The sequence below is a fragment of the Hymenobacter volaticus genome (genome assembly GCF_022921055.1).
GTDB classification, from domain to species: domain Bacteria; phylum Bacteroidota; class Bacteroidia; order Cytophagales; family Hymenobacteraceae; genus Hymenobacter; species Hymenobacter volaticus.
The window spans coordinates 4757947-4778962 of record NZ_CP095061.1 but is presented as its reverse complement, the minus strand read 5'-3'; the positions used below and the strand labels follow the sequence as shown (position 1 = coordinate 4778962).

The 21016-nt window shown below is 53.8% G+C and carries 15 protein-coding genes, 1 tRNA gene and 1 pseudogene; 10 read left to right on the top strand and 7 right to left on the bottom strand.

Annotated elements, in window-relative coordinates; translation table 11 throughout:
- Positions 1 to 22: 22 nt before the first annotated feature.
- The 4 genes and pseudogenes from purF (at position 23) to MUN86_RS20830 (ending at position 6084) form a co-directional block, all read left to right on the top strand.
- Complete coding sequence (gene purF, locus MUN86_RS20845) at positions 23 to 1525, top strand: amidophosphoribosyltransferase (protein ID WP_245119912.1); 1503 nt, start codon at positions 23 to 25, stop codon at positions 1523 to 1525.
- A 139-nt stretch (positions 1526 to 1664) separates the two neighbouring features.
- Positions 1665 to 2783 carry an AIR synthase-related protein gene (locus MUN86_RS20840; RefSeq protein ID WP_245119911.1) on the top strand — a complete coding sequence of 373 codons (1119 nt, stop codon included), beginning with the start codon at positions 1665 to 1667 and terminating at the stop codon, positions 2781 to 2783.
- Positions 2784 to 3523: 740 nt separating this feature from the next.
- The gene (locus MUN86_RS20835; RefSeq protein ID WP_245119910.1) at positions 3524 to 4597 is read left to right on the top strand and encodes an outer membrane beta-barrel protein; all 1074 of its coding nucleotides are present in this window, start codon (positions 3524 to 3526) and stop codon (positions 4595 to 4597) included.
- A gap of 267 nt (positions 4598 to 4864) precedes the next feature.
- A pseudogene (locus tag MUN86_RS20830) lies at positions 4865 to 6084 on the top strand (ammonium transporter).
- 94 nt (positions 6085 to 6178) lie between these two features.
- Here MUN86_RS20830 and MUN86_RS20825 read toward each other — a convergent pair.
- Positions 6179 to 6730: a DUF4468 domain-containing protein gene (locus MUN86_RS20825; RefSeq protein ID WP_245119909.1), complete on the bottom strand. Its 552-nt coding sequence runs from the start codon at positions 6728 to 6730 to the stop codon at positions 6179 to 6181.
- A 286-nt stretch (positions 6731 to 7016) separates the two neighbouring features.
- Positions 7017 to 7232, bottom strand: a complete 216-nt coding sequence (locus tag MUN86_RS20820) for a heavy-metal-associated domain-containing protein (protein ID WP_243798051.1) — start codon at positions 7230 to 7232, stop codon at positions 7017 to 7019.
- A 199-nt stretch (positions 7233 to 7431) separates the two neighbouring features.
- On the opposite strand from MUN86_RS20820, the gene MUN86_RS20815 reads away from it, so the two are divergent.
- Positions 7432 to 7971, top strand: coding sequence for a DUF4240 domain-containing protein (locus tag MUN86_RS20815; RefSeq protein WP_245119908.1), 540 nt, complete (start codon positions 7432 to 7434; stop codon positions 7969 to 7971).
- A 45-nt stretch (positions 7972 to 8016) separates the two neighbouring features.
- On the opposite strand, the gene MUN86_RS20810 is transcribed toward MUN86_RS20815, so the two are convergent.
- Positions 8017 to 9504, bottom strand: a complete 1488-nt coding sequence (locus tag MUN86_RS20810; RefSeq protein ID WP_245119907.1) for a nicotinate phosphoribosyltransferase — start codon at positions 9502 to 9504, stop codon at positions 8017 to 8019.
- A 155-nt stretch (positions 9505 to 9659) separates the two neighbouring features.
- Between MUN86_RS20810 and MUN86_RS20805 the strand changes: the two genes are divergently transcribed.
- Together MUN86_RS20805 and MUN86_RS20800 are read left to right on the top strand one after the other, a co-directional pair.
- Positions 9660 to 10991 (top strand): M28 family peptidase, encoded by a 1332-nt coding sequence (locus tag MUN86_RS20805; RefSeq protein WP_245119906.1) that lies wholly within the window; start codon positions 9660 to 9662, stop codon positions 10989 to 10991.
- Positions 10992 to 11052: 61 nt separating this feature from the next.
- Positions 11053 to 11745 carry a DUF1345 domain-containing protein gene (locus MUN86_RS20800; RefSeq protein ID WP_245119905.1) on the top strand — a complete coding sequence of 231 codons (693 nt, stop codon included), beginning with the start codon at positions 11053 to 11055 and terminating at the stop codon, positions 11743 to 11745.
- Positions 11746 to 12017: 272 nt separating this feature from the next.
- Here MUN86_RS20800 and MUN86_RS20795 read toward each other — a convergent pair whose 3' ends face one another.
- Positions 12018 to 12389, bottom strand: a complete 372-nt coding sequence (locus MUN86_RS20795; RefSeq protein WP_245119904.1) for a hypothetical protein — start codon at positions 12387 to 12389, stop codon at positions 12018 to 12020.
- Positions 12390 to 12810: 421 nt separating this feature from the next.
- Between MUN86_RS20795 and MUN86_RS20790 the strand changes: the two genes are divergently transcribed.
- Positions 12811 to 13464, top strand: a complete 654-nt coding sequence (locus MUN86_RS20790) for a response regulator transcription factor (protein WP_245119903.1) — start codon at positions 12811 to 12813, stop codon at positions 13462 to 13464.
- Between the two features lie 12 nt (positions 13465 to 13476).
- Here the strand turns inward: MUN86_RS20790 and MUN86_RS20785 are convergent, their stop codons facing one another.
- The 3 genes from MUN86_RS20785 to MUN86_RS20775 all read right to left on the bottom strand — a co-directional run bounded on the left by MUN86_RS20785 (position 13477) and on the right by MUN86_RS20775 (position 15508).
- On the bottom strand, positions 13477 to 13836 hold the full coding sequence (locus MUN86_RS20785) for a hypothetical protein (protein ID WP_245119902.1): 360 nt from the start codon (positions 13834 to 13836) through the stop codon (positions 13477 to 13479).
- Between the two features lie 193 nt (positions 13837 to 14029).
- Positions 14030 to 14101, bottom strand: a tRNA-Arg gene (locus MUN86_RS20780).
- 159 nt (positions 14102 to 14260) lie between these two features.
- The gene (locus MUN86_RS20775; protein WP_245119901.1) at positions 14261 to 15508 is read right to left on the bottom strand and encodes a Pycsar system effector family protein; all 1248 of its coding nucleotides are present in this window, start codon (positions 15506 to 15508) and stop codon (positions 14261 to 14263) included.
- Positions 15509 to 15886: 378 nt separating this feature from the next.
- Between MUN86_RS20775 and MUN86_RS20770 the strand changes: the two genes are divergently transcribed.
- Entirely contained in the window at positions 15887 to 19660 is a 3774-nt protein-coding gene (locus MUN86_RS20770; protein WP_311182128.1) for a metallophosphoesterase, read from the top strand.
- 182 nt (positions 19661 to 19842) lie between these two features.
- Positions 19843 to 21003: a DUF6268 family outer membrane beta-barrel protein gene (locus MUN86_RS20765; RefSeq protein WP_245119900.1), complete on the top strand. Its 1161-nt coding sequence runs from the start codon at positions 19843 to 19845 to the stop codon at positions 21001 to 21003.
- Positions 21004 to 21016 lie beyond the last annotated feature (13 nt).

Here is a 21016-nt window from a genome sequence, read left to right as displayed (position 1 = left end):
TCAATTTCTAATTGAACTCGCCATGTGCGGAATAGTAGGTTTTTACGGCCCCGATAACGTTGTGCAGGACATCGTGATTGGCCTCACCGCCCTCCAGCATCGGGGGCAGGATGCCGCGGGCATTGCCACCTTCGACGATAATTTCCATTTACATAAAGGCAACGGGCTCATCAATGACGTGTTCAAACCCAAGCAGCTCAAGAAGCTGAAGGGCAACATCGGCATCGGGCACGCGCGCTACACCACCCAAGGCTCCAACGACACCGAGCTGGCGCAGCCGTTCACGACCAGCTACCCCTTCGGGCTCAGCATGGTGCACAACGGCAACGTCATCAACTTCCGGCAGGTGGCCAAGCGCCTACATGAGAAGTACCACGTGCTGCCCAAAACCAGCAACGACTTGGAGCTCATCATGTACACCTTCGCGTCGGAGCTGCGCCTCAAGAATCTCGACCGCCTGTCGGTGGTAGATATTTTCGATGCCGTAGAAACTACGCAAGAATTGGTGAAAGGCGCCTACGCCACCATCACCATCATTGCCGGCCACGGCCTACTGGCCTTCAACGACCCGTTGGGTATCCGGCCGCTGGTACTTGGCCGCCGCGAAACGCCACGCGGTCCGGTCTATGCCTTCGCATCCGAAAGCACTTGTTTCGACTATTTGGGCTTCGACTTCATCAAGAATGTCGGACCGGGGCAGGCCGTGTTTATCGACAACGACTACAAGGTTCATTATAAGAATCCGTATCAGCAACCCAAGAACTTCTGCGTTTTCGAGCACATCTACTTTGCCCGCGAAGATTCTACTATCCATGGTCGCTTGGTGGCCCGGGAGCGGGTGCGGCTAGGCAAGATGCTGGCCCGTAAGGTGATAGAGTCGGGTATACAGCCGGATATGGTGATTGATGTGCCCTCGTCGGGTTACTTTGCGGCGTCGGGTTTGGCCGAGGCTATTGGCGTGCCGTATCGGCGGGCGCTGGTGAAGAACAACCACATGGGGCGTTCCTTCATCGTGAGCAGCCAGGCTGGCCGCGAAGATGTGGTAAAGAAAAAGCTGAACCCCATCCGTGAGTTTGTAGAAGGCAAGAAGGTAGCCGTAGTCGACGACAGCATTGTACGCGGTACTACGTCGCGGCGCATTGTGCGTATTCTGCGCGAAGCCGGCGCCAAAGAAGTGTACTTCATTTCCAGCGCGCCGCCCATCGTCAGCCCCTGCATCTACGGCATCGATATGGCCATGAGCACTGAGCTAATTGCGGCCAACTACACCGAGGAGGAAATCTGCCAATACATTGAAGCTGATCGGGTTATCTACCAGTCGCTCGATGATTTGCAGGAGCTGTTCTCGGAAGACAAAGGCCACGGCGGTAGCTGCTTTGCGTGCTTCACCGGCAACTATCCCACCGGCGACGTCACGAAGTACCTGCGCCACATTCAGGAAGAACGCCAGAGCCACCGCAAAAAAGAGCCAAACGAAGCCATAACTTCTGTAAGTGCGAAGGCTCCGGAACCCACCGAACACTAACTTGAAATTCTCTGTCATCTTGAGTTGAGCGGAGGGTCTTCGTACGTCTGAATACCTATTGAACTAGGCTAGTTCTGACGTAATGAAACCCTTCGCCCTGTTCAGGATGACAGTTGCTTTATTTGATTTTCCCTCTGCCATGAGCCAGACGTCTGCCGAACCTACTATCAAAGAAACCGCCGGCTACTCCATCGAAGAAGGCAATGCCGCTTCCAAAAATGCATACCATTGGGCGCAGAAAACCTTCAGTACCCGCGCTGGTAAGCCCGGCGAGCCAGCTCAGGACTTGGCCGGGGGCTTCTCCAATGAAATCCGTTTTGGCAGTGAGCGGCTTGGTATTGGCTCCGACGGGATTGGGACCAAGATTGAAGTAGCTGAGCGCACAGACCGGTACGACACACTCGGTTACGATCTGATTGCCATGGTGGCCGACGACTTGGTGGTGGCGGGTTTCATTCCTACCAACCTGTCGAATATCATCGACGTGAACACGCTCAACTACGAGGTGGTGGATGAACTGATGCGCGGCCTACACGATGCGGCGCAGTTCAGTAAGATTGCCGTAACGGGCGGTGAAATTGCCGAATTGGGCAACCGCATCGGTGGCTACCCCGGCGCCCGCATGAACTTCAACTGGTGCTCGACGGCCGTGGGGGTGTTGCACCCTAGCTTGGAGCGCCCACTAAGCGGGGCCAATGTGCGGGCGGGTCAGGCCGTGGTAGCGCTTCGCTCGCCTTCGTTCCGCTCCAATGGCTACTCCTTGGCCCGCCGTGCCCTCACCAAAGCTTTCGGTGAAGCTTGGCACACGGCTCCCTACACCGGCTCCGATGCCGCCGAAATGGGCCAGACTTGGGGTGAGGTGATGCTGGCGCCCTCGCTTATCTTCTCACCTGGTGTAGGAGCTGTGCTGGATGCGGGGCTGCCAGTGCACGCCGCTGCGCACATCACCGGCGGTGGCATTGCCGACAACTTCAAGCGCGTACTGAAGAACGGTGTGGGCGCCGAGCTAACCAATTTGTTTGAGCCATTGCCCGCCATGCAGCAATTGGCCGAGCTAGCTGGCATCACGCCCGCAGAAGCTTACCTCTATTGGAACATGGGCAACGGCATGCTCCTCGTAACCGATGAAGACCAAGCCGCTGCCGTAGCTGCCCAACTCCAGGCCGCTGGTTACCAAGCCCAAGTAGCTGGTCGCATCACGGCCGAGCCGAGTGTCCGCTTGCGCGTGGGAGCCGGCGAGTTGAACTATGAAGGGTAGTTTTTCAAGCTGGAAGAGCAAGAAAGCTTGAAAATTAAGCGTGAGCGTAATTAAGAAGAGCTCAGTGAGAACGAAGCGCAAGCACAGCAAGTAAAAGACTAGTTCTCTTACAGAAATAGGCAGGCAACTAGGAAGCCCGGCATCTCACTGATGTCGGGCTTTTCTTTTAGGGTACTAGTTGGGTTGTGAATCAGTTTGGGGTTGAAGTATACTATATTCTGAAACCTCACGCTCGGCAAGATGGGATTGACTGTGATAGTAGGTGCATTATTTAGGAAGTGGGGTTAAATAACAGGGGTGTTTTTAGTTTTTATTTCAATAAATGTCAGTATTGACCTAAAATTTCATAGGCATGTACTGAAATTAATATGAGAATTATATATATTGGCCTTAAGAATTAAGGGGTATATCAGAATGTGTTGTACAGATTGCTATTGTTTGAGTTGCCTTACAGGACTAGCCACGCAAGCACAGTAGCAGCGTCGGTACTTCTAGCAGCTACCAGAGAGGACAGCCACCGACTCACTACCCACCTAAGTGAGTCAACACAAAGCGTTTTCAAGGAGAGTAATAAGTGTGCTTCCCGATGTAGATAGGAAGGTAGTAGAACAGCCAATTGCTACGTCTCAGCCTATTTTTTCGGGGAGCAATGATAAAAGTGACCCGCACGCATGAGTGGCTTATGCCGGTATGCCCATTCGCGCCAGACTTTGCCATTGATCACTCATAATCCGAATAGTATGCTGCTTTTTACCGCTGCCTTTGCTTTGATGGCACCGCTTACCTCCGCACCGGAGGACTCTGTTAAGACCTCGCCAGATTCCGTCAAGACTTCGCCTTTCAAAATATCTGGCTATGCCGACGCCTACTACCGCTACAACTTCAACAACCCCGGTGAGGCGCCCTACAACAACCTGACGAGCTTCACGAATAGCCATAAATCCTTCGAGCTAGGCATGATTTCGGTGAAAGCCGAGCACACCATTGGCAAAGTGGGCTTGGTCGCGGATTTGGGCTTTGGGCGCCGGGCCGAAGAGTTTTCTTACAACGACGACAACACGCGCTTTGCCATCAAGCAGCTGTTTATCACTTATTCACCCACGGCCAAAATCAAGCTAACGGGTGGTAGCTGGGCCACGCATATCGGGTACGAATCGGTTGATCCTTACCTGAATAGAAATTACAGCATGAGCTATATGTTCTCGTATGGTCCCTTCTTTCATACGGGGATAAAAGCTGATTTTGGGCTCGGCGAGAAGACGAACTTGATGGTGGGCGTAGCTAACCCAACCGACCTGAAAAGCGCGAGCAGCATGCCCAAAACCTTTATTGCGCAGCTGGCAACCGGCACGCCCGACGACAAAATAAAGGCCTATTTCAACTACCAAGGAGGCGCGCAACACGATTCGCTGCGCGTACAGCAGGGCGACTTAGTGGTGACCTACGCCTTGTCCAGCCAGCTAAGCTTCTCCTACAACGGCACCGTGCAGTACCGGCAGTTCCGCGGCGAAACCGGTTGGGGCGACTACAACTCTTGGTGGGGCAGCGCCTTATATGTGAATCTGGATCCGGCACCCTGGTTCGGCATGACCCTGCGCGGGGAGTATTTCGGCGATAAAAAGGCCCTTATAGGTTTCAATGGAAACGTTTTTGAGACTACGCTTTCCTCGAATTTCAAGATCAACAACCTCACCATCATCCCGGAACTGCGCCTCGATAACGGCGATGTAGAGTCGGATTTATTTATCGATAAATCGGGCAACCTCAAGAAAACCACGGTGAGTGCCTTGCTCGCGGCCGTCTACAAGTTCTAGTTAGCCCGCAGAATAGTTTCTAGTTAGCCCGCAGAATAGTGCTCGAATGCAGCGGGCATGTCCCTCTTAAGCACAGTTCATTTCCTCTGAAAAGCCTGTAGTACATTACCCAATTCATGGACCATGGAAAAGTCATTACCATCTAAATTCAATTACGGGACGCTGGCGTTTGTCGTCTTATTCGTTCTGGGGTGCATAGCGGCGTTTGTGAAAGTGGAACACCCGGCCGCAGCGCCCGACACCATCAACGGCGCCGACGTGGCTTGGATGCTGACAGCGTCGGCCTTTGTGCTGCTCATGACGCCGGGCTTGTCGTTTTTCTACGGCGGCATGGTGCGGCCTAAAAACTTGATTTCCACCATGCTGCAAAGCTTCGTAGCACTGGGCGTGATTTCCTTGGTGTGGTATTTCGTGGGCTTCTCGCTGGCCTACGGCGACTCGTTTGGCGGCATCATCGGCGACCCGCGCACGTTCCTGCTGCTCAAAGATGTGGGCACGGCCACGCACCCCACGTTGTCGCCAACTATCCCGCTGATTCTGTTCTTCGCCTTCCAACTGAAGTTTGCCATCATCACGCCGGCCCTCATTACTGGTTCGTTTGCCGAACGGGTGCGGTTTAAAGGTTATCTGGCGTTCATTATCCTATTCTGCCTGTTCATCTACTGCCCGCTGGCGCACTGGACGTGGCACCCGAGGGTTTCCTGCGCAAGTGGGGCGTACTCGACTTTGCGGGTGGTACGGTAGTGCACATTTCGGCGGGGGTAGCGGCGTTAGTTGGGGCCTTGGTGCTCGGTCCGCGCAAAACGCACCGCGGGCAGTCTTTCTCTACGCCGAACGTGCCTTTCGTGCTGCTCGGCACCGGCCTACTGTGGTTTGGCTGGTTTGGCTTCAACGCTGGTTCGGCTCTTGGCGCCAACGAAATGGCTTCCCTTTCCTTTGTGAACACCAACTTGGCATCAGCGGCGGCGTTGGTAGCCTGGATGCTGATTGAAGTGGCCCGCGGCGGCAAGCCCACGGCAATGGGCGCTTGCATTGGGGCCGTAGTGGGCTTGGTAGCCATTACGCCCGCCGCTGGTTACGTGGATTACGGCCAGAGCATCCTGATTGGGGTGGTAGCTTCCAGCATTAGCTTCATGGGGGTGCACTGGAAAAACAACCGCACCAGCATCGACGACACGCTGGACGTGTTTCCGTGCCACGGCCTGGGCGGCATCGTCGGGATGTTGCTGACGGGTGTGTTTGCGGCCAAAGTAGGACTGGTAAACGGCACCGCAACCGTCTTCAACTATCATTTGCTGGGCCTGGCTATCGTGGTTGGCTATACCGCTGTTGTATCGTGGGTACTGCTGAAGTTGACTGACGCACTGTTTGGGCTGCGGGTGAAAGAAGCCGACGAAGAACTAGGTCTGGACCTGAGCCAGCACGAGGAATCTACCTACCACGTGGACGAAGAATTCGAGAAAACATACCGCAAGGAATTGGTGTAGCCAAGCCCACTCTACAAACGACAACAAACTTAGCTATCAACACAAAGCCAGCACTCCGAACGGAATGCTGGCTTTGTGCATCGAGGTGGTAGGGTTACAGCTGTGTGGTCAGGCTAGTGGGCTTGCCCTGCATGGCTACATCGAGGCTGCTAAGTACGGCTCGCAGATGCGTATCAACTTGCAAAAGTTTTTTGTCTCGGCTCTTGCGAGGCCTAGTATACACAAGTGCCTCAATTGGAGTGGTCCGAGGATCGGGTGAGCTGTATTTGCCTTCGCGGGCGTTTTGAGGTTGGGTGTGCGTGATGTTGTCGAGCTGGTACGTATAGCTCCCATCCTCAACTGCTACCGCCAGCCGGAACCCGAACGACTCTTGGCCTTTCTTGATGCTACCCCGCAGATGCAGCGCGCCGGTTTCCGGATCTATGTGGCTAACTGAAGCTTTGTAATGGGGTGCTACTCGAGAAAGCCACTGCTTGGCCCGCGTAAATAGTTGATCTTTGGTTGTGTCCGCTACGGGCATTACGGCTGTGTAGACGGCTCTATTCGTTGTCGTATTTAAGGGAAGCGGCGAAAAGTTGAACGGTGCTTCTTGGGCACTTACCGCGCCGCCTAGCAGCATCAGCAAGAAAAATAGATACGCTTTCATGGGTGAGAGAAGGAAAGAGGGTGGGAGCGGGCATGTACTGTGTCGTAGAGCAGTTATGGCTTTTTACGAATACCAAGGCCGGATGTATACAAAAAGCTAATGGTTTCCATAAGACAGCCGGCCAGAGTTACCGGTATAAAGTGCAGCTAACGAGCTAGTCAGTGCCCGAAAGCTGGACGCTTTACGGCGCTGAAGGGAGGCATTTCTTGACAGTACCGTACTAAAGCAAAACGGTCTGACAGCTACCGAAGTAGCCATCAGACCGCGCAAAAGTAAGCGTGAAGGTTTATTTCGCTACAGGTTCTATATCGAAGCCAGCTTGCGCAACGGCTTTCATCACGAGTTCAGGAATAACGTTTTCACCTTCCACGGTCAAAACTTTATCGGGGTTGTTGGTATCCACATTCCATTTCTTCACGCTGGCTTCGGCGTCTAGAAAAGGCGTGACGGCGCGTAGGCAGTTGGCGCAGTTGATGCTGGTTTTGAATTGTAGGGTTTGCATGGTCGAGGTCTGTTTGAGGCTAGCTGCGTGAGAAACAGCCAGCGGTATATGAGGTGCACTTTCAACAGAAGAACTACCGCAAAAGTAGCGGCGAGAGTAGTATTACCAGGTATACGCTTTGGTTGCTGAAGTGTAGAGTTTTGGTGTACTTCGCCGCTAGCCATTACAACGTATACTTCAGTTCAATAACCTACAGAAAGTGGATAAAAGAGAATTCTGGCAGTTCATAGATGCTGCTAAAGAAGTATCTAAGGGCGACCAAACGCGGCAAGAGCAGGCCCTAATCAATAGCTTAGCTCAACATGAGCCCCAACACATAGTCGAATTCGAGTGCATACTGCGTGAGTACCTAATTGAGGCCGATGATTTCAACATCATGGCTGCTCAGAAGATTCTCAATGGATACGTAACCGATGATTCCTACCTGTATTTTCGATGCTGGCTAGTTGGCCAGGGGGAAGCGGTGTTTATGAATGCGCTACGCAACCCCGATACTCTGGTGACTGTCGTGCAAGCTCCTTATCAGGATTTCGAAGAACTGCTTTATGTAGCTACTATGGCGTACGAGAAGCGTACTGGTACGAAAGAAGAAGACGATGAGGATACATTTCCGCGGGGTATAGCCTATGCCCGCGGACTAGATTACGATTCCGGTTCCGCCACGAAAGGCGAGGACTGGACGGAAAACCAACTGCCCAAGATGCTGCCGAAGCTGTGGAAGAAGTTCGGCGTAGCCTAACAAGCAAAGCGCCCCGAGTAGGATACACTCGGGGCGCTTTGCTGTTTACGCTGGGCGCTGTGGCCGCTTTTCCAGAATCAGATTCGTGCGGAAAGTGTTGAGGCTTTCTTCTAGGCCCACGGGATAAGTGTGAGGATTCAGGAACCGGCGGATACTAGGGTCGAGGCTTTGCACTTCGCGTTGGGCGTGGGCACGGCTTTCGGCTAGGGTAGGCAGGTCGAGTATACGGCGGCCCTGGCGGAACACGGGCTCTAGCAATTCCCGGAAGTTAGTGGAACGGATGGGCCGGCGGCGCGTCGGGTCCAACGGGTCGACGATGGTGAGCTGGTCGGGGAGGGGCTCCGTGGTGTTGTAGAGCATGTCGGCGCGGGGGTGACCTTTCTCGTTGAGGTAACGCCGCACCTGCAAGATGCCGGGGATGCTGGTTTTGGCAAGTTGCTCGGAAAGCTTCAGGGTGAAGTCCCAAGCCGAGTTGTCGGCGTTGCGTAGCGCGGCCAGCTTGTACACGCCCCCAAGCGCGGCTTGGTTGAAGGCCGTAACTAGCTGCGTTCCAATGCCCCACGTGTCGATGCGGGCGCCTTGCAGCTTGAGGCTGGTAATGAGGTTTTCTTCGAGGTCATTACTGGCAACAATACGGGTCTTAGGGAAACCGGCTTCATCGAGTAGCGCCCGGGCTTCGCGGCTCAGGTAAGCTAAGTCACCGGAGTCGAGGCGAATACCGCCCAGCTCGTGGCCATCGGCGCGCATCTGGCGGGCCACACTTATAGCATGGCGCACCCCTTCCAGCGTATCATAGGTATCCACGAGGAACACCGAGTCATCGGGGAAGGCTTTAGCGTAGGCGGCAAAGGCAGTCGGCTCATCTTCAAAGGCCATTACCCAACTGTGCGCGTGGGTGCCCTTCACCGGAATGCCATAGCGCTGCCCCGCCAATACGTTGGACGTGGCATCGACGCCGCCCAAATACGCCGCGCGGCTAGCCCCCAAGCCACCATCAAATCCTTGGGCGCGGCGCAATCCAAACTCTAGTACCTGGTCGGTAGGGCCGGCGGCCTCGCGGATGCGGGCGGCTTTGGTGGCAATCAAGGTCTGGAAGTTAACCAGTGTAAGCAACGCCGTTTCCAGCAGTTGCGCCTGCAACAGCGGGCCACGCACCCGAATCAGGGGCTCGTTGCCGAAGACCACCGTGCCTTCCGCAATGGCTTCCACGTCGCAAGTGAACTTCAGCTCACGCAGATAGTGCAGAAAATCAGCGGGAAACAAGGTGGCGCCTTTGTTGCCTTTCAAGCTGCCGAGATACGCTATGTCGTCTTCGGAAAAATGGAAACTCTCCAGCCAATCGACAGCCAGAGCTAGGCCCGCTGCCACAGCGTAGCCGCCCTCAAATGGCGCTTTACGGAAATAGAGGTGAAACACGGCTTCCCGGTCTTGCATACCTTGTTGCCAATACCCATAGGCCATGGTCAATTGGTAGAGGTCGGTGAGAAGACTGAGCGAGGGCGCGTAGAGGCCCGAGAGTGGAGCAGGATTCATTGGCAGAAACAACAAATGATGCCCCAAGGTACGCGGAGTAACTATATTGGCGGCTACCTGTTGCGCTTGCAAGCTGCGCTGATCTTCGGATACTGCCGAGTTAGCCTTGCAGCCGCAAGTTTATCGATTGAATTCAGGCTTGAAAGTCTTGAAATATGAAACACGTGTTAACGCTTCTGGCCTGGACCGGTCTGCTACCGGTGGCTTTCGGGCAAGGACAGCTTGCCAAGGTTAGCATCTCAGGAGCCACCGTCGAGCGGGTAGAGAAAACCCTGGCGGCCAATGCCATGCAGGGCCGCGCCCTAGGCACCATGGCTCCTCAGGCGGCACGTTTCTTGGCTGCTGAATTCAAGCGCATCGGGCTGAAGCCCTTGCCCGGACAGACATCGTTCAGTCAGCCATTCAAAGTGTACGAAACCCGAACGGTGCAGGCGCGGGTGGTGCTCAATAAGGTGCCGGTAGCACCAGAAAACATACTGCTGTTATCCGGCCAACCCCAACTGCGTTGGACCAACAGCCTGCCGAACGCGCCCCGCGTGGTGCGAGTAGGACCTACTGCTGACTTTCGAAAGGAGGTGATGCCTCTGCTCAGTGCGAATGAAAACCTGCTGATTCTTCTCGATCCAGCGCACGCCGAGCGTTTTCAGGCGCAACGGCTACGCTTCAACCAAAACGGTCGGTATAGTGTCAATCAGCCTAGCCCTACGGCCGTCGTGCTTGTGCTGCAAGCAGCGCCCCTGCCGCCGGCCCTTACGTTTCAGATAGACGGCACCACCCGCATCAAGGAACTGGAAGCAGAAAATGTAATAGGGGTGCTGCCAGGCCAAGACAAAGCCAAGGCGCCCGAGCAAGTTGTGTTCTGCGCTCACTACGACCATATCGGCATTCAACCTGCTGTGGCCGGCGACTCTATTGCTAACGGCGCCAACGACAACGCCAGCGGCACCACCGCCGTGGTGGCGCTAGCTGAGTATTATGCGCAGCAAAAGAGCAATGCACGTACCTTGGTATTTGTGGCTTTCACAGGCGAAGAAGTGGGGAGCCTTGGAGCCCAACACTTCACCCAACAAGTTGACCCCAAGCAGCTAATGGCCGCGTTCAATCTGGAAATGCTTGGTCAACGGTCGAAGTTTGGTCCCGGTACGGCTTTCATCACTGGCTTCGACAAGTCCGACTTCGGTGCTATCCTGCAGCGCAACCTACGGGGTACGCCGTTCCGACTCGAACCCGACCCATATCCTGAATTAAACCTGTTCTATCAATCCGACAATGCCACGTTGGCCCGCGTAGGCATTCCGGCCCATACCATCAGCACCGCGCAGTTGCCCACCGATAAGTTTTACCACTCAGTTGACGACGAAGTGCAGACCTTGGACTTGGCTAACCTCTGTACTGTAGTAGAAGCTATTGCGCGCAGTGCTAGTAGTATCATCAGCGGCCAGGATACCCCTACGCGCATAGCAGCCGATGCAAGCCCTACTCACTAGACAGTGGACTGCTTCCTGGCTTTGCTCATGGGTAGCTCACCTTCTACTCGGTAATTGCTGTATGCCTCACTCCACACCTTCGTCCTCTCTAACGCTGCTGCACCGCCTTGGCCTACTGCCTACGTGGTTGCGCTTCTCGTTGGGCTTGGTGCCGGCTGCGGCGGCGTTCCTGCTTACCCCTGCTTCTTGGCATTCGATGACGCGCCTGATTACCGCATGGGATGCCTTTTCCCTCACGAACTTGGTGCTCGCTTGGGGCATAATCGCAAGCGCAGAAGTGAAGCACATTCGGCGTATTGTCGCCCGTGAGGACCCTGGCCGCCACCTTGTATTTGCCTTGGTGCTGGTGGCCGCAAGTAGTAGCTTATTGGCAGTGATTTATTTGCTTTCCTCGGTACACGCTACCAGCAGGAGCTACACGCAGTTCGTTCACATGGGACTAGCAAGTTTAGGCGTGATGCTGAGTTGGTTGCTGGTGCACACCATGTTTACACTCCGCTACGCCCACATTTTCTATGGCGACGGCACCAGCCAAAAAGAAGGAGGGCTGCAGTTTCCAGGGGAAGGAAAAGAGCCTGACTACTTCGACTTTGCTTATTTCTCTTTTGTAGTAGGCATGACCGCCCAAACGGCTGATATCAGCATCTTGAGCCAGAAGTTACGGCGGCTTGCGCTACTTCACGGCCTGCTTTCGTTTGGTTTCAACACCGTGGTAGTCGCTCTCTCCATTAGTAGCCTAGCTGTCCTGCTCTAACAAGCAGTCACAACACCCACATGCACACAGCCTAGCATCTGACGATAGCCAACTGCCTGATGGTTGAATCAAATAAGCATTTGATTCAATTCCTTTATAAATATAATTATTTCGCTGATGCTAAATCGTAAAGCAACCTTGAAAATTGAGATTGTGCGTTGCTGAGCCTAATAAAAGTGCAAATAAGGATAGGTCATGCATTGCTGCGACTAACAACAAAACATTAAAAACTAGTCGAAAAAGGTTCTATGATTGCTAAAAGACACCCAGTACTAAGCGGCAAACCGCTGGCGGGAAGCCTGTAGATTACGGCAATAAAGAGATGCATCGAGCAGCGTGGCTAGAATGGTAGGCTGCGATGAAGCTGGCAGTTGCAATACGGCTTGCTGAGTCTCATGTTCTAAGTGGCACAAAATCAGCTGCATGTGTTGGTGGCGCAATCGGACGCAGAAATCTCCTATCAACTGAATAATATCTTCCGACGGATGATGAAATTCACTGCAGTCCACCCATACATTGATTTTGCCACTATCCCTAGCGCGCTGCAAAGCCCGTTGCAAAGCTTCCGGCTCGATGATATGCTGCTCGTCAGTTAGGATCAGCAGATAGCTGTCAGGCAGAATTTCGCGATATACGTTCATCATGGCTCAAAGCTCAATAAACCAGGTTTCGGCGAAGCCTCTACTGAGAAGGACTCTATTTGTGCTCTTAATAAAGGAGTTAAGATGACTGCCGTCTATTTTGCTGTCATCTTCCCTAACTACTTTCTGCACTTCTACAACAGACCTTCCACTGCTATTATAAAGCTACAATATTCCTAAATGAGATGGTATAGGTCTAAATACTGATTTTTTTCGGAAGATTTACTTATTTCAGTATCACGGACCACCCTATCTGGAGTGTAGTTACTGTTTATAGTCGGTATGCTTGAAAACAACGTATACCCATTGCTCAGCTGTTGAGGAGTGGTATGAAAAGTTATCCCTATTCTTCATTTGGACCACTTGCTACTGCAACCGCCTACCTCGTTGTTGTTACTTTATTCTCGCCTACGTTCTTGCCACTATGATCCGAGTTTTGCTAACTGACGACCACACTATCTTGCGCGACGGTATTCGGGCCTTGCTTAGTATGCATTCCGATCTAGAAGTGGTAGGCGAAGCCAGCAACGGCCAGGAGCTACTCGACTTGTTGGCAGTCACCCCCACCGACGTTGTGTTAATGGACATTAACATGCCCGTTATGGATGGCTTTGCTACCATGGAACACTTGCGCGAGCAATATCCCGAGGTGCGCGTGCTGGTGCTATCCATGCTCAACCATGAGAACTACGTGCATCGCATGATAGAGGCAGGAGCTACAGGCTACGTGCTAAAAAATGCCGACATCGCCGAAATTACCTACGGTATCCGGACGGTGGCGAGTGGCAGGCCTTTTCTGTGCACCGAAATCGGAATGGATATGCTCTTCAAGATAGTGCGTAGCACAACCTCCCCAACCGACACGGCCCGCCCTAGATCGGGGGACTTATCGAAACGGGAACTGGAAGTGCTTCGCCTTATTTCAGAGGGCATGACCAATGCCGAAATAGCCGATAAGCTATTCACTAGCAAGCGCACCATAGAAACGCACCGCCAAAATATTATCGAGAAAACGCAAGCAAAGAACACAGCAGCACTTATTAAGTACGCCGTGTCCAATGGGTTGCTCGGTGAATGAACGCCTAGTCTGTTAGATAGCCGGTAATTCACCCACTAGCACTTCTGTCGGATAAGTGCCTGGTGCGTACTCGAGTTGCTGCCCAAGCCGCTCGACAGCCGATTGAAAAGATTCTTTGGCTGTTTTAAAGCCCTGCAACGATTCGGGAGCGTGGAGGTAGTTTCGATAGACAACACCTGGACCCTCCAGTTGGGCCACCAGATCAGCTGCTTCGTACTCTAAGATAGAGCTAGGGCTGCCACGCCACAGAGGCTGATAGCCTGGCTCCTGCGCTAGTTCGTTTTGCTTGAAGTAAAGCGGTACACCATCGGGTACGGCATACAAGTACACCCGACCACCTTGCGGCGTCGGGCACAGGAAAAGGGATTCCATTACGGTAAACTAATGTTGCAAAAGGTATTGGTATGGTACTCAGGGCGTACGGCAGCCACGAGGGGACGCAACTAACCGGTTCTTTGATTAAACGAATTGAATATTAATATTCTAATTCACCAAATTAATTATTTTGAGTATAGGATAAATACAAAAAAATACCCTCTCTGCTGACAGCAAAGAGGGTGGAATGTAGCCCCGGCGAGAATCGAACTCACATCTAAAGTTTAGGAAACCCTTATTCTATCCGTTGAACTACGGGGCCAGTATATGTGCCGACAAAGGTAATCCGAATCGGAAGATAGCCCAAGCCAGAAGCAAGTAAGTGGTACGCCAAGTAAAACAAAAGAGGAGTAAAGCGTGCAGATACAGACAGATCCGCTTGCTTTACTCCCTTTGCTAGTTAGATGCTCATTTTAAAAAATTACATTTTGTAAAGCAGCGCAATGCCGAAGGAAAGCGAGGTCAGGATCAAGCCAACCATGAAGATGGTGTAGCTGATCCGCAACAGCCGGTATTTACGAGTCAGTACGTCGCCGAGGTAGTAGATGTCGGTTACCATATTGGTGTACAATGCCTCTTTGTCGCTCATAATCTGGTTCATGCCCGAGTGAAAGGAGTCGAGGCTGAGCTTGCTGAAGTTGCCGAAGAAAAGCAGGTTTACGCGGCGGTTGGTGGCAATTTGGGGACTTTTCTTCAACCACTTAAAGCTCGTAACGTCGGGCTGCGCGCACAAAATGGCCGTCACGACCGAGCCCAAGGCAGTGGCTAACAGAAGGCCAATTGGAATTGTCAGTACCGGGTTGTTGACGATGGTTGGGGAGAGTACCCCGGACTTGGTGCCAGCCTTAGCGCCCAGATAGGTGATGATAACCGAGAGTAGCACGGCGTTCAAGCTGATCATCATGTTCGCCTTCTTGTCGGCCATGTCCGAGAGCTTCATGTGGTTGCTGTACATGGTCCGGAACATGGTTTCGACGCCACGCTTGGGCTCAGCAAACGTACCTGTGGCTTCTTCCTCCTTCTTTTTCTTTTTCTTCTCGGTTTTCTTGAGCAAGTCGCGCTGCTCTTTCACATTGGCCTTGAACTGCTCCTGATACCGCGCTTTCGCAGCGGGCGTCAGAAACTTAGCCGACGTTAAAAAGTCGAGCTGCGACTCGGCCCACTCCACGTTGGAGTAGGTTTTGCCGAGTGTAGTTTCCCACTCGGCCCGGAGCAACTCGGCGTTGGCAAAAAAGTCTTCGCGGCCCATGCCACTCATGTCGGCATCCTTGAGCAGCTGCTGTAGTTCCGTGTCGCAGGGCTCGTCGCGGTGTGTGCCCCGAATGATGTCTTTCACTAACTGAATCCGCGGCTCGGGGTAGCCTTGCTGGCGCAGCCAATTTTCGGCCATTACCATACTGCGGTATTCGTGGCCATCGTTAACTTCAATGTAGCCGGTGTCATGAAACCAGGCTGCCAGCAACAGCGCCTCTTGGTCGGGCGCATCCAAGCCGGAATCTTCGCCTAGGGTGCGCGCTTCCTTCACCACAGAAATGGTGTGCTTTAGGGAATGATAAACAAGCTGCGGAGGAAGCTTATCTTCCATCAGCTTCGTAACAAAGGCTTTCGCCTGCTTTAAGATTTCAGATCGTTCGGCCTTAGCCGGTTGGAGCGTTACGGTAGGTTCCATTTTAGGGGCGGGGATGAGCGGCGGTAGCGGGGCAGCACCCCTAACCGACTTTGAACGCGAATTGTAAGTTGAGGTTTTTACACGCTTATCTCAACCGTGAATCATAGGTTTGCGTAGGGCAGGCATTCCCGGCTTATTGAAGCTTGACCTCATGCAGCCGTTTCAGTAAGTTACTCGTATTTCTGATAACTGCGCCCACTAATGCTTGGTTTATGCACTAAGCTCCAAGCTTGCTTACTCTCTCTATTGCCTCTTTATGAAGCGTCTTTTCTTGTCTTGTGGTTTGGTCTGGATGTTAGGCGGCGCCACTGCATGGGCACAAAAACCTACGCAGACCCCGCACCCCATCCGTCCGAACTATACCAAGGGTGGTGAAACCTGGAAATCAAAAACACCCCCGACAGTTCCCGAATCAATTATTCTGTCTTCCTAATTGGCGATGTAGGCAAGCCTGAGTCTTCGGAGAAGGGCGGGGAGCCGTCCCTGAATTATATGCGCAAGCAGCTTTTGGCCGCCGGCGCCAAAAGCACTGCCATTTATCTCGGCGACAATATCTACGAGAACGGTATGCCCGAGGAAGGGGCCTCCGACCGCAAGGAATCAGAGCGCCGCATTGTCGATCAGCTGAACGTGCTGCGCAATTATCCCGGCGAGAAATACATGATTCCGGGCAACCACGATTGGAAGCAAGGCAAGAACGGAGGTGTAGAGCAGGTGAACCGCGAGCAGCGCTTCGTGGAGAACTTCATGTCCAACGATTCGGCGGCCTTCTCCTACACCGGCGACTTTTTCATTCCGCGCGACGCGTGCCCGGGACCATTCGAGGTGCGCCTGCAGGATAACCTAGTGATGGTTGCCATCAACTCGCAATGGTTTTTGCAGGGCGAAGGCGAGCGGCCGTACGGAGCCAACAGCGGCTGCGGCGTGGCCAACGAAACCGACTTCTTCACGCAGCTAGAAGACATCATCGAGCGCAACAAGGACAAGAATATCATGGTCATCGGGCACCATCCTATTCAGTCCGATGGTATTCATGGCGGCTACTTCACCTTAGCCGACCACTTGTTCCCGCTCTCGATTGTAGCGAAGTATGCATTCATCCCGCTGCCCGTAGTAGGCTCGGTGTATCCGTTTGCGCGCAAATACGGCGGAGTTAGCCAAGACATTCCGCACCCGCTTTACCAAGCGTATAAGAAGGGGCTGGAAGACATTTTTGCTAAGCACCCGAACATCATCTATGCGTCGGGGCACGAGCACAACCTACAGTACTTCCGGATGCCAACCTACCACCAGATTGTGAGTGGCTCGGGTTGCAAAACGCAGCACACCCGTAGTGGGAGCGGCGCCAAAGCCAACTTCTCCGACAAAGAGAAAGGCTTGGCCCGCGTAAACTACTACGACGATGGCCAAGTATGGGTGGAGTACTGGATTCCGAATGGCCGGGGCGAAACGGCCCGCCTTGTGTACCGCACGCCCTTGTATGCGCAGCCAGTAGCGGCCGCTACCGAAGCTGCGCCTGTAGTTGCCACTGGGCCACGCCCTAATTTCAAGGACAGCACGATCACGCTGGCCGTGAACAAGCGCTACGCCGACCGCAGCAAGTTTCACAAGTCATTGTTCGGGCAGCACTACCGCCAAGAGTGGGCCACGCCCGTGAAGTTTCCGGTGCTGGACCTCGCCACCGAGCAAGGTGGCCTTACGCCCTACAAGATTGGTGGCGGCAAGCAAACGGCCTCGCTGAAAGTGCGCAATGAAGAAGGCCGCAACTTCACCATTCGCAGCCTCAACAAAGACCCCGGTGCCGTACTGCCGGAAGCGTTGCGCAGCGGAGCTGCCGCCGACATTCTGCAAGACCAGATTTCGGCCCAGCACCCATACGGTTCCATTGTAATACCGCCATTGGCTACGGCCGCCGGCATTCTGCATACCAACCCCGAACTCCGCTACATTCCGCAGGACCCGTTGCTTGGTCAGTACCTCGAGCGTTTTTCGAACACGCCGGGCGCTATTGAAGAAGATGCCAAAGACGACCAAAGCAACGTGGCCTCGCTTGGCAATGCCGAAAACCTAGTCGGTACCGACAAGGTGTTTGAGCGCTTGGTAGACGACAACGACAACCGCGTCGACGAAAAAGCGTTTGCCCGCTCGCGCCTCTTCGATATGTGGATTGGCGACTGGGACCGGCACGAAGATCAGTGGCGCTGGGCCGAGAAAAAAGACAAGGAAGGCGACCGGAAGTTTACGGCCGTGCCCGAAGACCGCGACATTGCCTTCTTTAAGGGTGACGGTTTGTTTCCGTACTTGGCTTCACGCAAGTGGGCCATTCGTAACTTCCAAAACTTCGGGGCCGACTATGCTGACTGGAAAGGCCTCAACCTAACGGCCCTCAGCAACGACCGGGTGTACCTGGCTTCCGTCACGAAAGAGCAGTGGGTGAAGCAGGCAGAAGAGCTGAAAGCCTCTCTCACCGATGACGTTATCGAGAAGGCATTCAAGCAACGGTGGCCCAAGCAGATCTATGACCTGCACGGCCCCGAAATTATAGCCAAGCTAAAAAGCCGCCGTGAGCTACTGCCCGAGTTAGCTGCTGATTACTACGAGGTAGTAAGCCAGGTGACGGAAGTAAAGGGCTCTAGCAAGCGCGAGAAATTTATGGTAGAGCGCCTACCCGACGACAAGACGCGGGTAGTGGTCAAGAAAATCACCAAGGAAGGTGCTCTCGGCAAAACCCTCTTCGACCGCACCTTCGACAACAAGGTTACCAAGGAGCTGCGCCTATATGGGTTTGAGGGCAACGACGTGTATGACGTGAGAGGCGACGTGAAGCGCGGCACCAAACTGCGCATCATTGCCGGCACCGATAAAGACTCTATCACGGACCGCTCCAACGTGGCGGGTCTGCGGCACTACACGCACATCTACGACGCCGATACCGGCAACGTGATTACGCCGGGCAAAGACACCCGCCTGCGCACTGAACCCGGCATTGACGTGAGCCGGTACGACGTGCACAACCGCTCCGACCGCAAAGACTACACGCTCAACTATTTCGGTCCGACCGCATACTTCGGTTACAACATCGACGACCGTCTGTTTTTGGGTGGCGGGGTTTTGTACCGCACCTACGGGTTCCGGAAAGAGCCGTACGCCACCGAGCAGAGCTTGGCTGCCAACTATTCGCCGTCGCAAAAAGCCTACAACGTGCGGTATGCAGGCCACTTTGTAGATGTGATTGGCAAATACGATCTGCGAGTAAACGCGCAGCTCTATGGCCCACAGCTGCTCTATAACTACTTCGGTCTGGGCAACGACACGCGCAACATCCTGGCCGACAACAACAGTACCCGTGCTCGGGATATCAACAACACCTACCGGGTCCGCTTCTCGCGCTTGTATATCTCGCCGGTGCTGGAGCGTGACATCTTCAGCTTCCTGAAATTCGGTATTGGTCCGCAGTACGACCAATTCAGGGTATCTAATGACCGTATCGGTAGCGAAATTGCGGCTGGCCTTGATGAAGACGGCAATGGATTAGAAGGCACGAGTGCCGTTGGTATTCGGGCCTCAGATTTCCAGCTGAACCGCTATTTAGGTGGTCGGGCTTATCTGAACATTGATGCGGCTTCGTCGCCGAAAAACCCGCGTATTGGTTTGCGCTGGTACAACTCGGTGGAATACAACAAGCAGCTCAACGCCGAGAAGCTAACCTATGGGCGTTTGGCTTCGGAATTCCGCTTCTACCTGAGCCCCAACTTCCCGTTCCAGCTAACTTGGGCCGGTCGTATTGGCGCCAGTCGCAACCTCGGCGACTATCGCTTCTTCCAGGCCAACACTTTGGGCGGTACTACCAACTTGCGCGGCTACCGTCGCACGCGCTACTCGGGCCGCTCTAGCACCTATGCCAACGCCGAGGTGCGGATTCAACTTTTCGAGTTTAATGCTTACCTGCTGCCGGGTAAGTTCGGTATCATGGGCCTAGCCGACGCGGCGCGTGTGTACTCTAGCTACGATGTGCGAACGGGCCTCGACGCCTACCATACCGCCATTGGCGGGGGCGTGTGGGTCGACATTCTGAAACAGGCCGTCATCAACGTGACGTATTCACGGGGCGAAGAAAATCTGGTGTTTATAGGATTTGACTTCCTGTTCTAAGTGCGGGTTGCCAACCAGTGTTTAAGAAGCGAAAAAGCGCTAATTTGTTGATAAGCAGAAACTAGAAAAAGAGCCGGCCGGGTCGGGCTGGCTCTTTTCTTCTGTGAAAAAAGGCAGCAGCCTTTCTGCTGGATGTCGCGTTAAAGATGACCGAGTTTAGTTTCTATTCCACCTTGTAGCGTATGTCCTCAACTTTAATATTTCGGGCGCGCATGGTGCGCAAAATTGCCTTTGCTGGACTTAGCTTCCTACTGACCACTGCAGCAGTAGCACAAGTCACGCCGGCGTCGCCCACGCCGGTGTTTCCGGCCCCGGCCCCTTCCCCCGCCGATACCCTTGCCTCCAACCAAGTAGGGCGCGACCAAGAGTTTGCTACGCCTTCGGTAGTGAATCAGGGGCCGACCAAAGGAATCATTTTTCACTATGAGCGAATGCCGCGCTTTGGCGTGACATCAACAGCCAAAGTGGAAAACCTGCCGAACTACTCAGCCGACGCCAGCAAAAACGCCCGGCTTATTTTCAAAGGGTACATCCCGATGCTCAATCATCCGCACCTCAAGCTGATATTGGGTGTCAATTATGACCGGGAGGAGTTTCAGTTCCGCAACACCCCCACCACCTACGAGTTCTACGACAACATCGAGGACAAAGCACTCAAGACGTTAGGAGCACAGCTGGCCGTCATTCGGCCGGTGAACACAGTTAACTGGTACATCTTCCGGGTGAAAGGCGAGCTAAGCGGCGACTATACCTCAAGCGAGCTAAACGTGAAAGATTACCTGCGCGTGTCGTCAGAGTTTTTGTACGGCTGGAAGCGGAGCCCAGAGTTTTCCTGGGGCGTAGGGGTGCAACTAGGATACACCTTTGGGCGGTTTAGTCCATATCCGGCCATACTCTACAACCGCACCTTCAACTCGCATTGGGGTGTAGAAGCCATCTTCCCGGCTCGCGTGGCTGTGCGCTACAACGTTTCGCCGAAGTCCATCCTCACGGCTGGCTATACCGTCGATGGCTTCAATTACATCATCAAGCTCAACAACCCCTTGGTCCGGCGCCTAGACAATGGCCAGCCGGAGCCCGGCATAAAGCCCTTGCGTACGCTGGAGCTACGCGAAACCGAAGTGAAATTCCGGGGCCGCTGGGAGCGTGAGCTGTACGATTTCATCTGGTTGGGCGTAGAAGGTGGCTACCGCTATAACTACGCCTTCGATGCCTTTGACCGTACCAACAAGGACCGGCAAAAAATCATCGACAGCCAGTTCGACTGGACTCCTTATGCCAGCCTCGAAATCTTTATTGTGCCCACCAAAGGACTGCTGGGCCTCTTCGGAGTGGGACGGTAATAAGCACGATTGA

Excerpts from the sequence above, each read along its gene's own strand:
- purF (WP_245119912.1), top strand. The coding sequence starts at position 23 with ATGTGCGGAATAGTAGGTTTTTACGGCCCCGATAACGTTGTGCAGGAC.
- MUN86_RS20840 (WP_245119911.1), top strand. The coding sequence starts at position 1,665 with ATGAGCCAGACGTCTGCCGAACCTACTATCAAAGAAACCGCCGGCTAC.
- MUN86_RS20835 (WP_245119910.1), top strand. The coding sequence starts at position 3,524 with ATGCTGCTTTTTACCGCTGCCTTTGCTTTGATGGCACCGCTTACCTCC.
- MUN86_RS20825 (WP_245119909.1), bottom strand. The coding sequence starts at position 6,730 with ATGAAAGCGTATCTATTTTTCTTGCTGATGCTGCTAGGCGGCGCGGTA.
- MUN86_RS20820 (WP_243798051.1), bottom strand. The coding sequence starts at position 7,232 with ATGCAAACCCTACAATTCAAAACCAGCATCAACTGCGCCAACTGCCTA.
- MUN86_RS20810 (WP_245119907.1), bottom strand. The coding sequence starts at position 9,504 with ATGAATCCTGCTCCACTCTCGGGCCTCTACGCGCCCTCGCTCAGTCTT.
- MUN86_RS20805 (WP_245119906.1), top strand. The coding sequence starts at position 9,660 with ATGAAACACGTGTTAACGCTTCTGGCCTGGACCGGTCTGCTACCGGTG.
- MUN86_RS20800 (WP_245119905.1), top strand. The coding sequence starts at position 11,053 with ATGCCTCACTCCACACCTTCGTCCTCTCTAACGCTGCTGCACCGCCTT.
- MUN86_RS20795 (WP_245119904.1), bottom strand. The coding sequence starts at position 12,389 with ATGATGAACGTATATCGCGAAATTCTGCCTGACAGCTATCTGCTGATC.
- MUN86_RS20790 (WP_245119903.1), top strand. The coding sequence starts at position 12,811 with ATGATCCGAGTTTTGCTAACTGACGACCACACTATCTTGCGCGACGGT.
- MUN86_RS20785 (WP_245119902.1), bottom strand. The coding sequence starts at position 13,836 with ATGGAATCCCTTTTCCTGTGCCCGACGCCGCAAGGTGGTCGGGTGTAC.
- MUN86_RS20775 (WP_245119901.1), bottom strand. The coding sequence starts at position 15,508 with ATGGAACCTACCGTAACGCTCCAACCGGCTAAGGCCGAACGATCTGAA.
- MUN86_RS20765 (WP_245119900.1), top strand. The coding sequence starts at position 19,843 with ATGTCCTCAACTTTAATATTTCGGGCGCGCATGGTGCGCAAAATTGCC.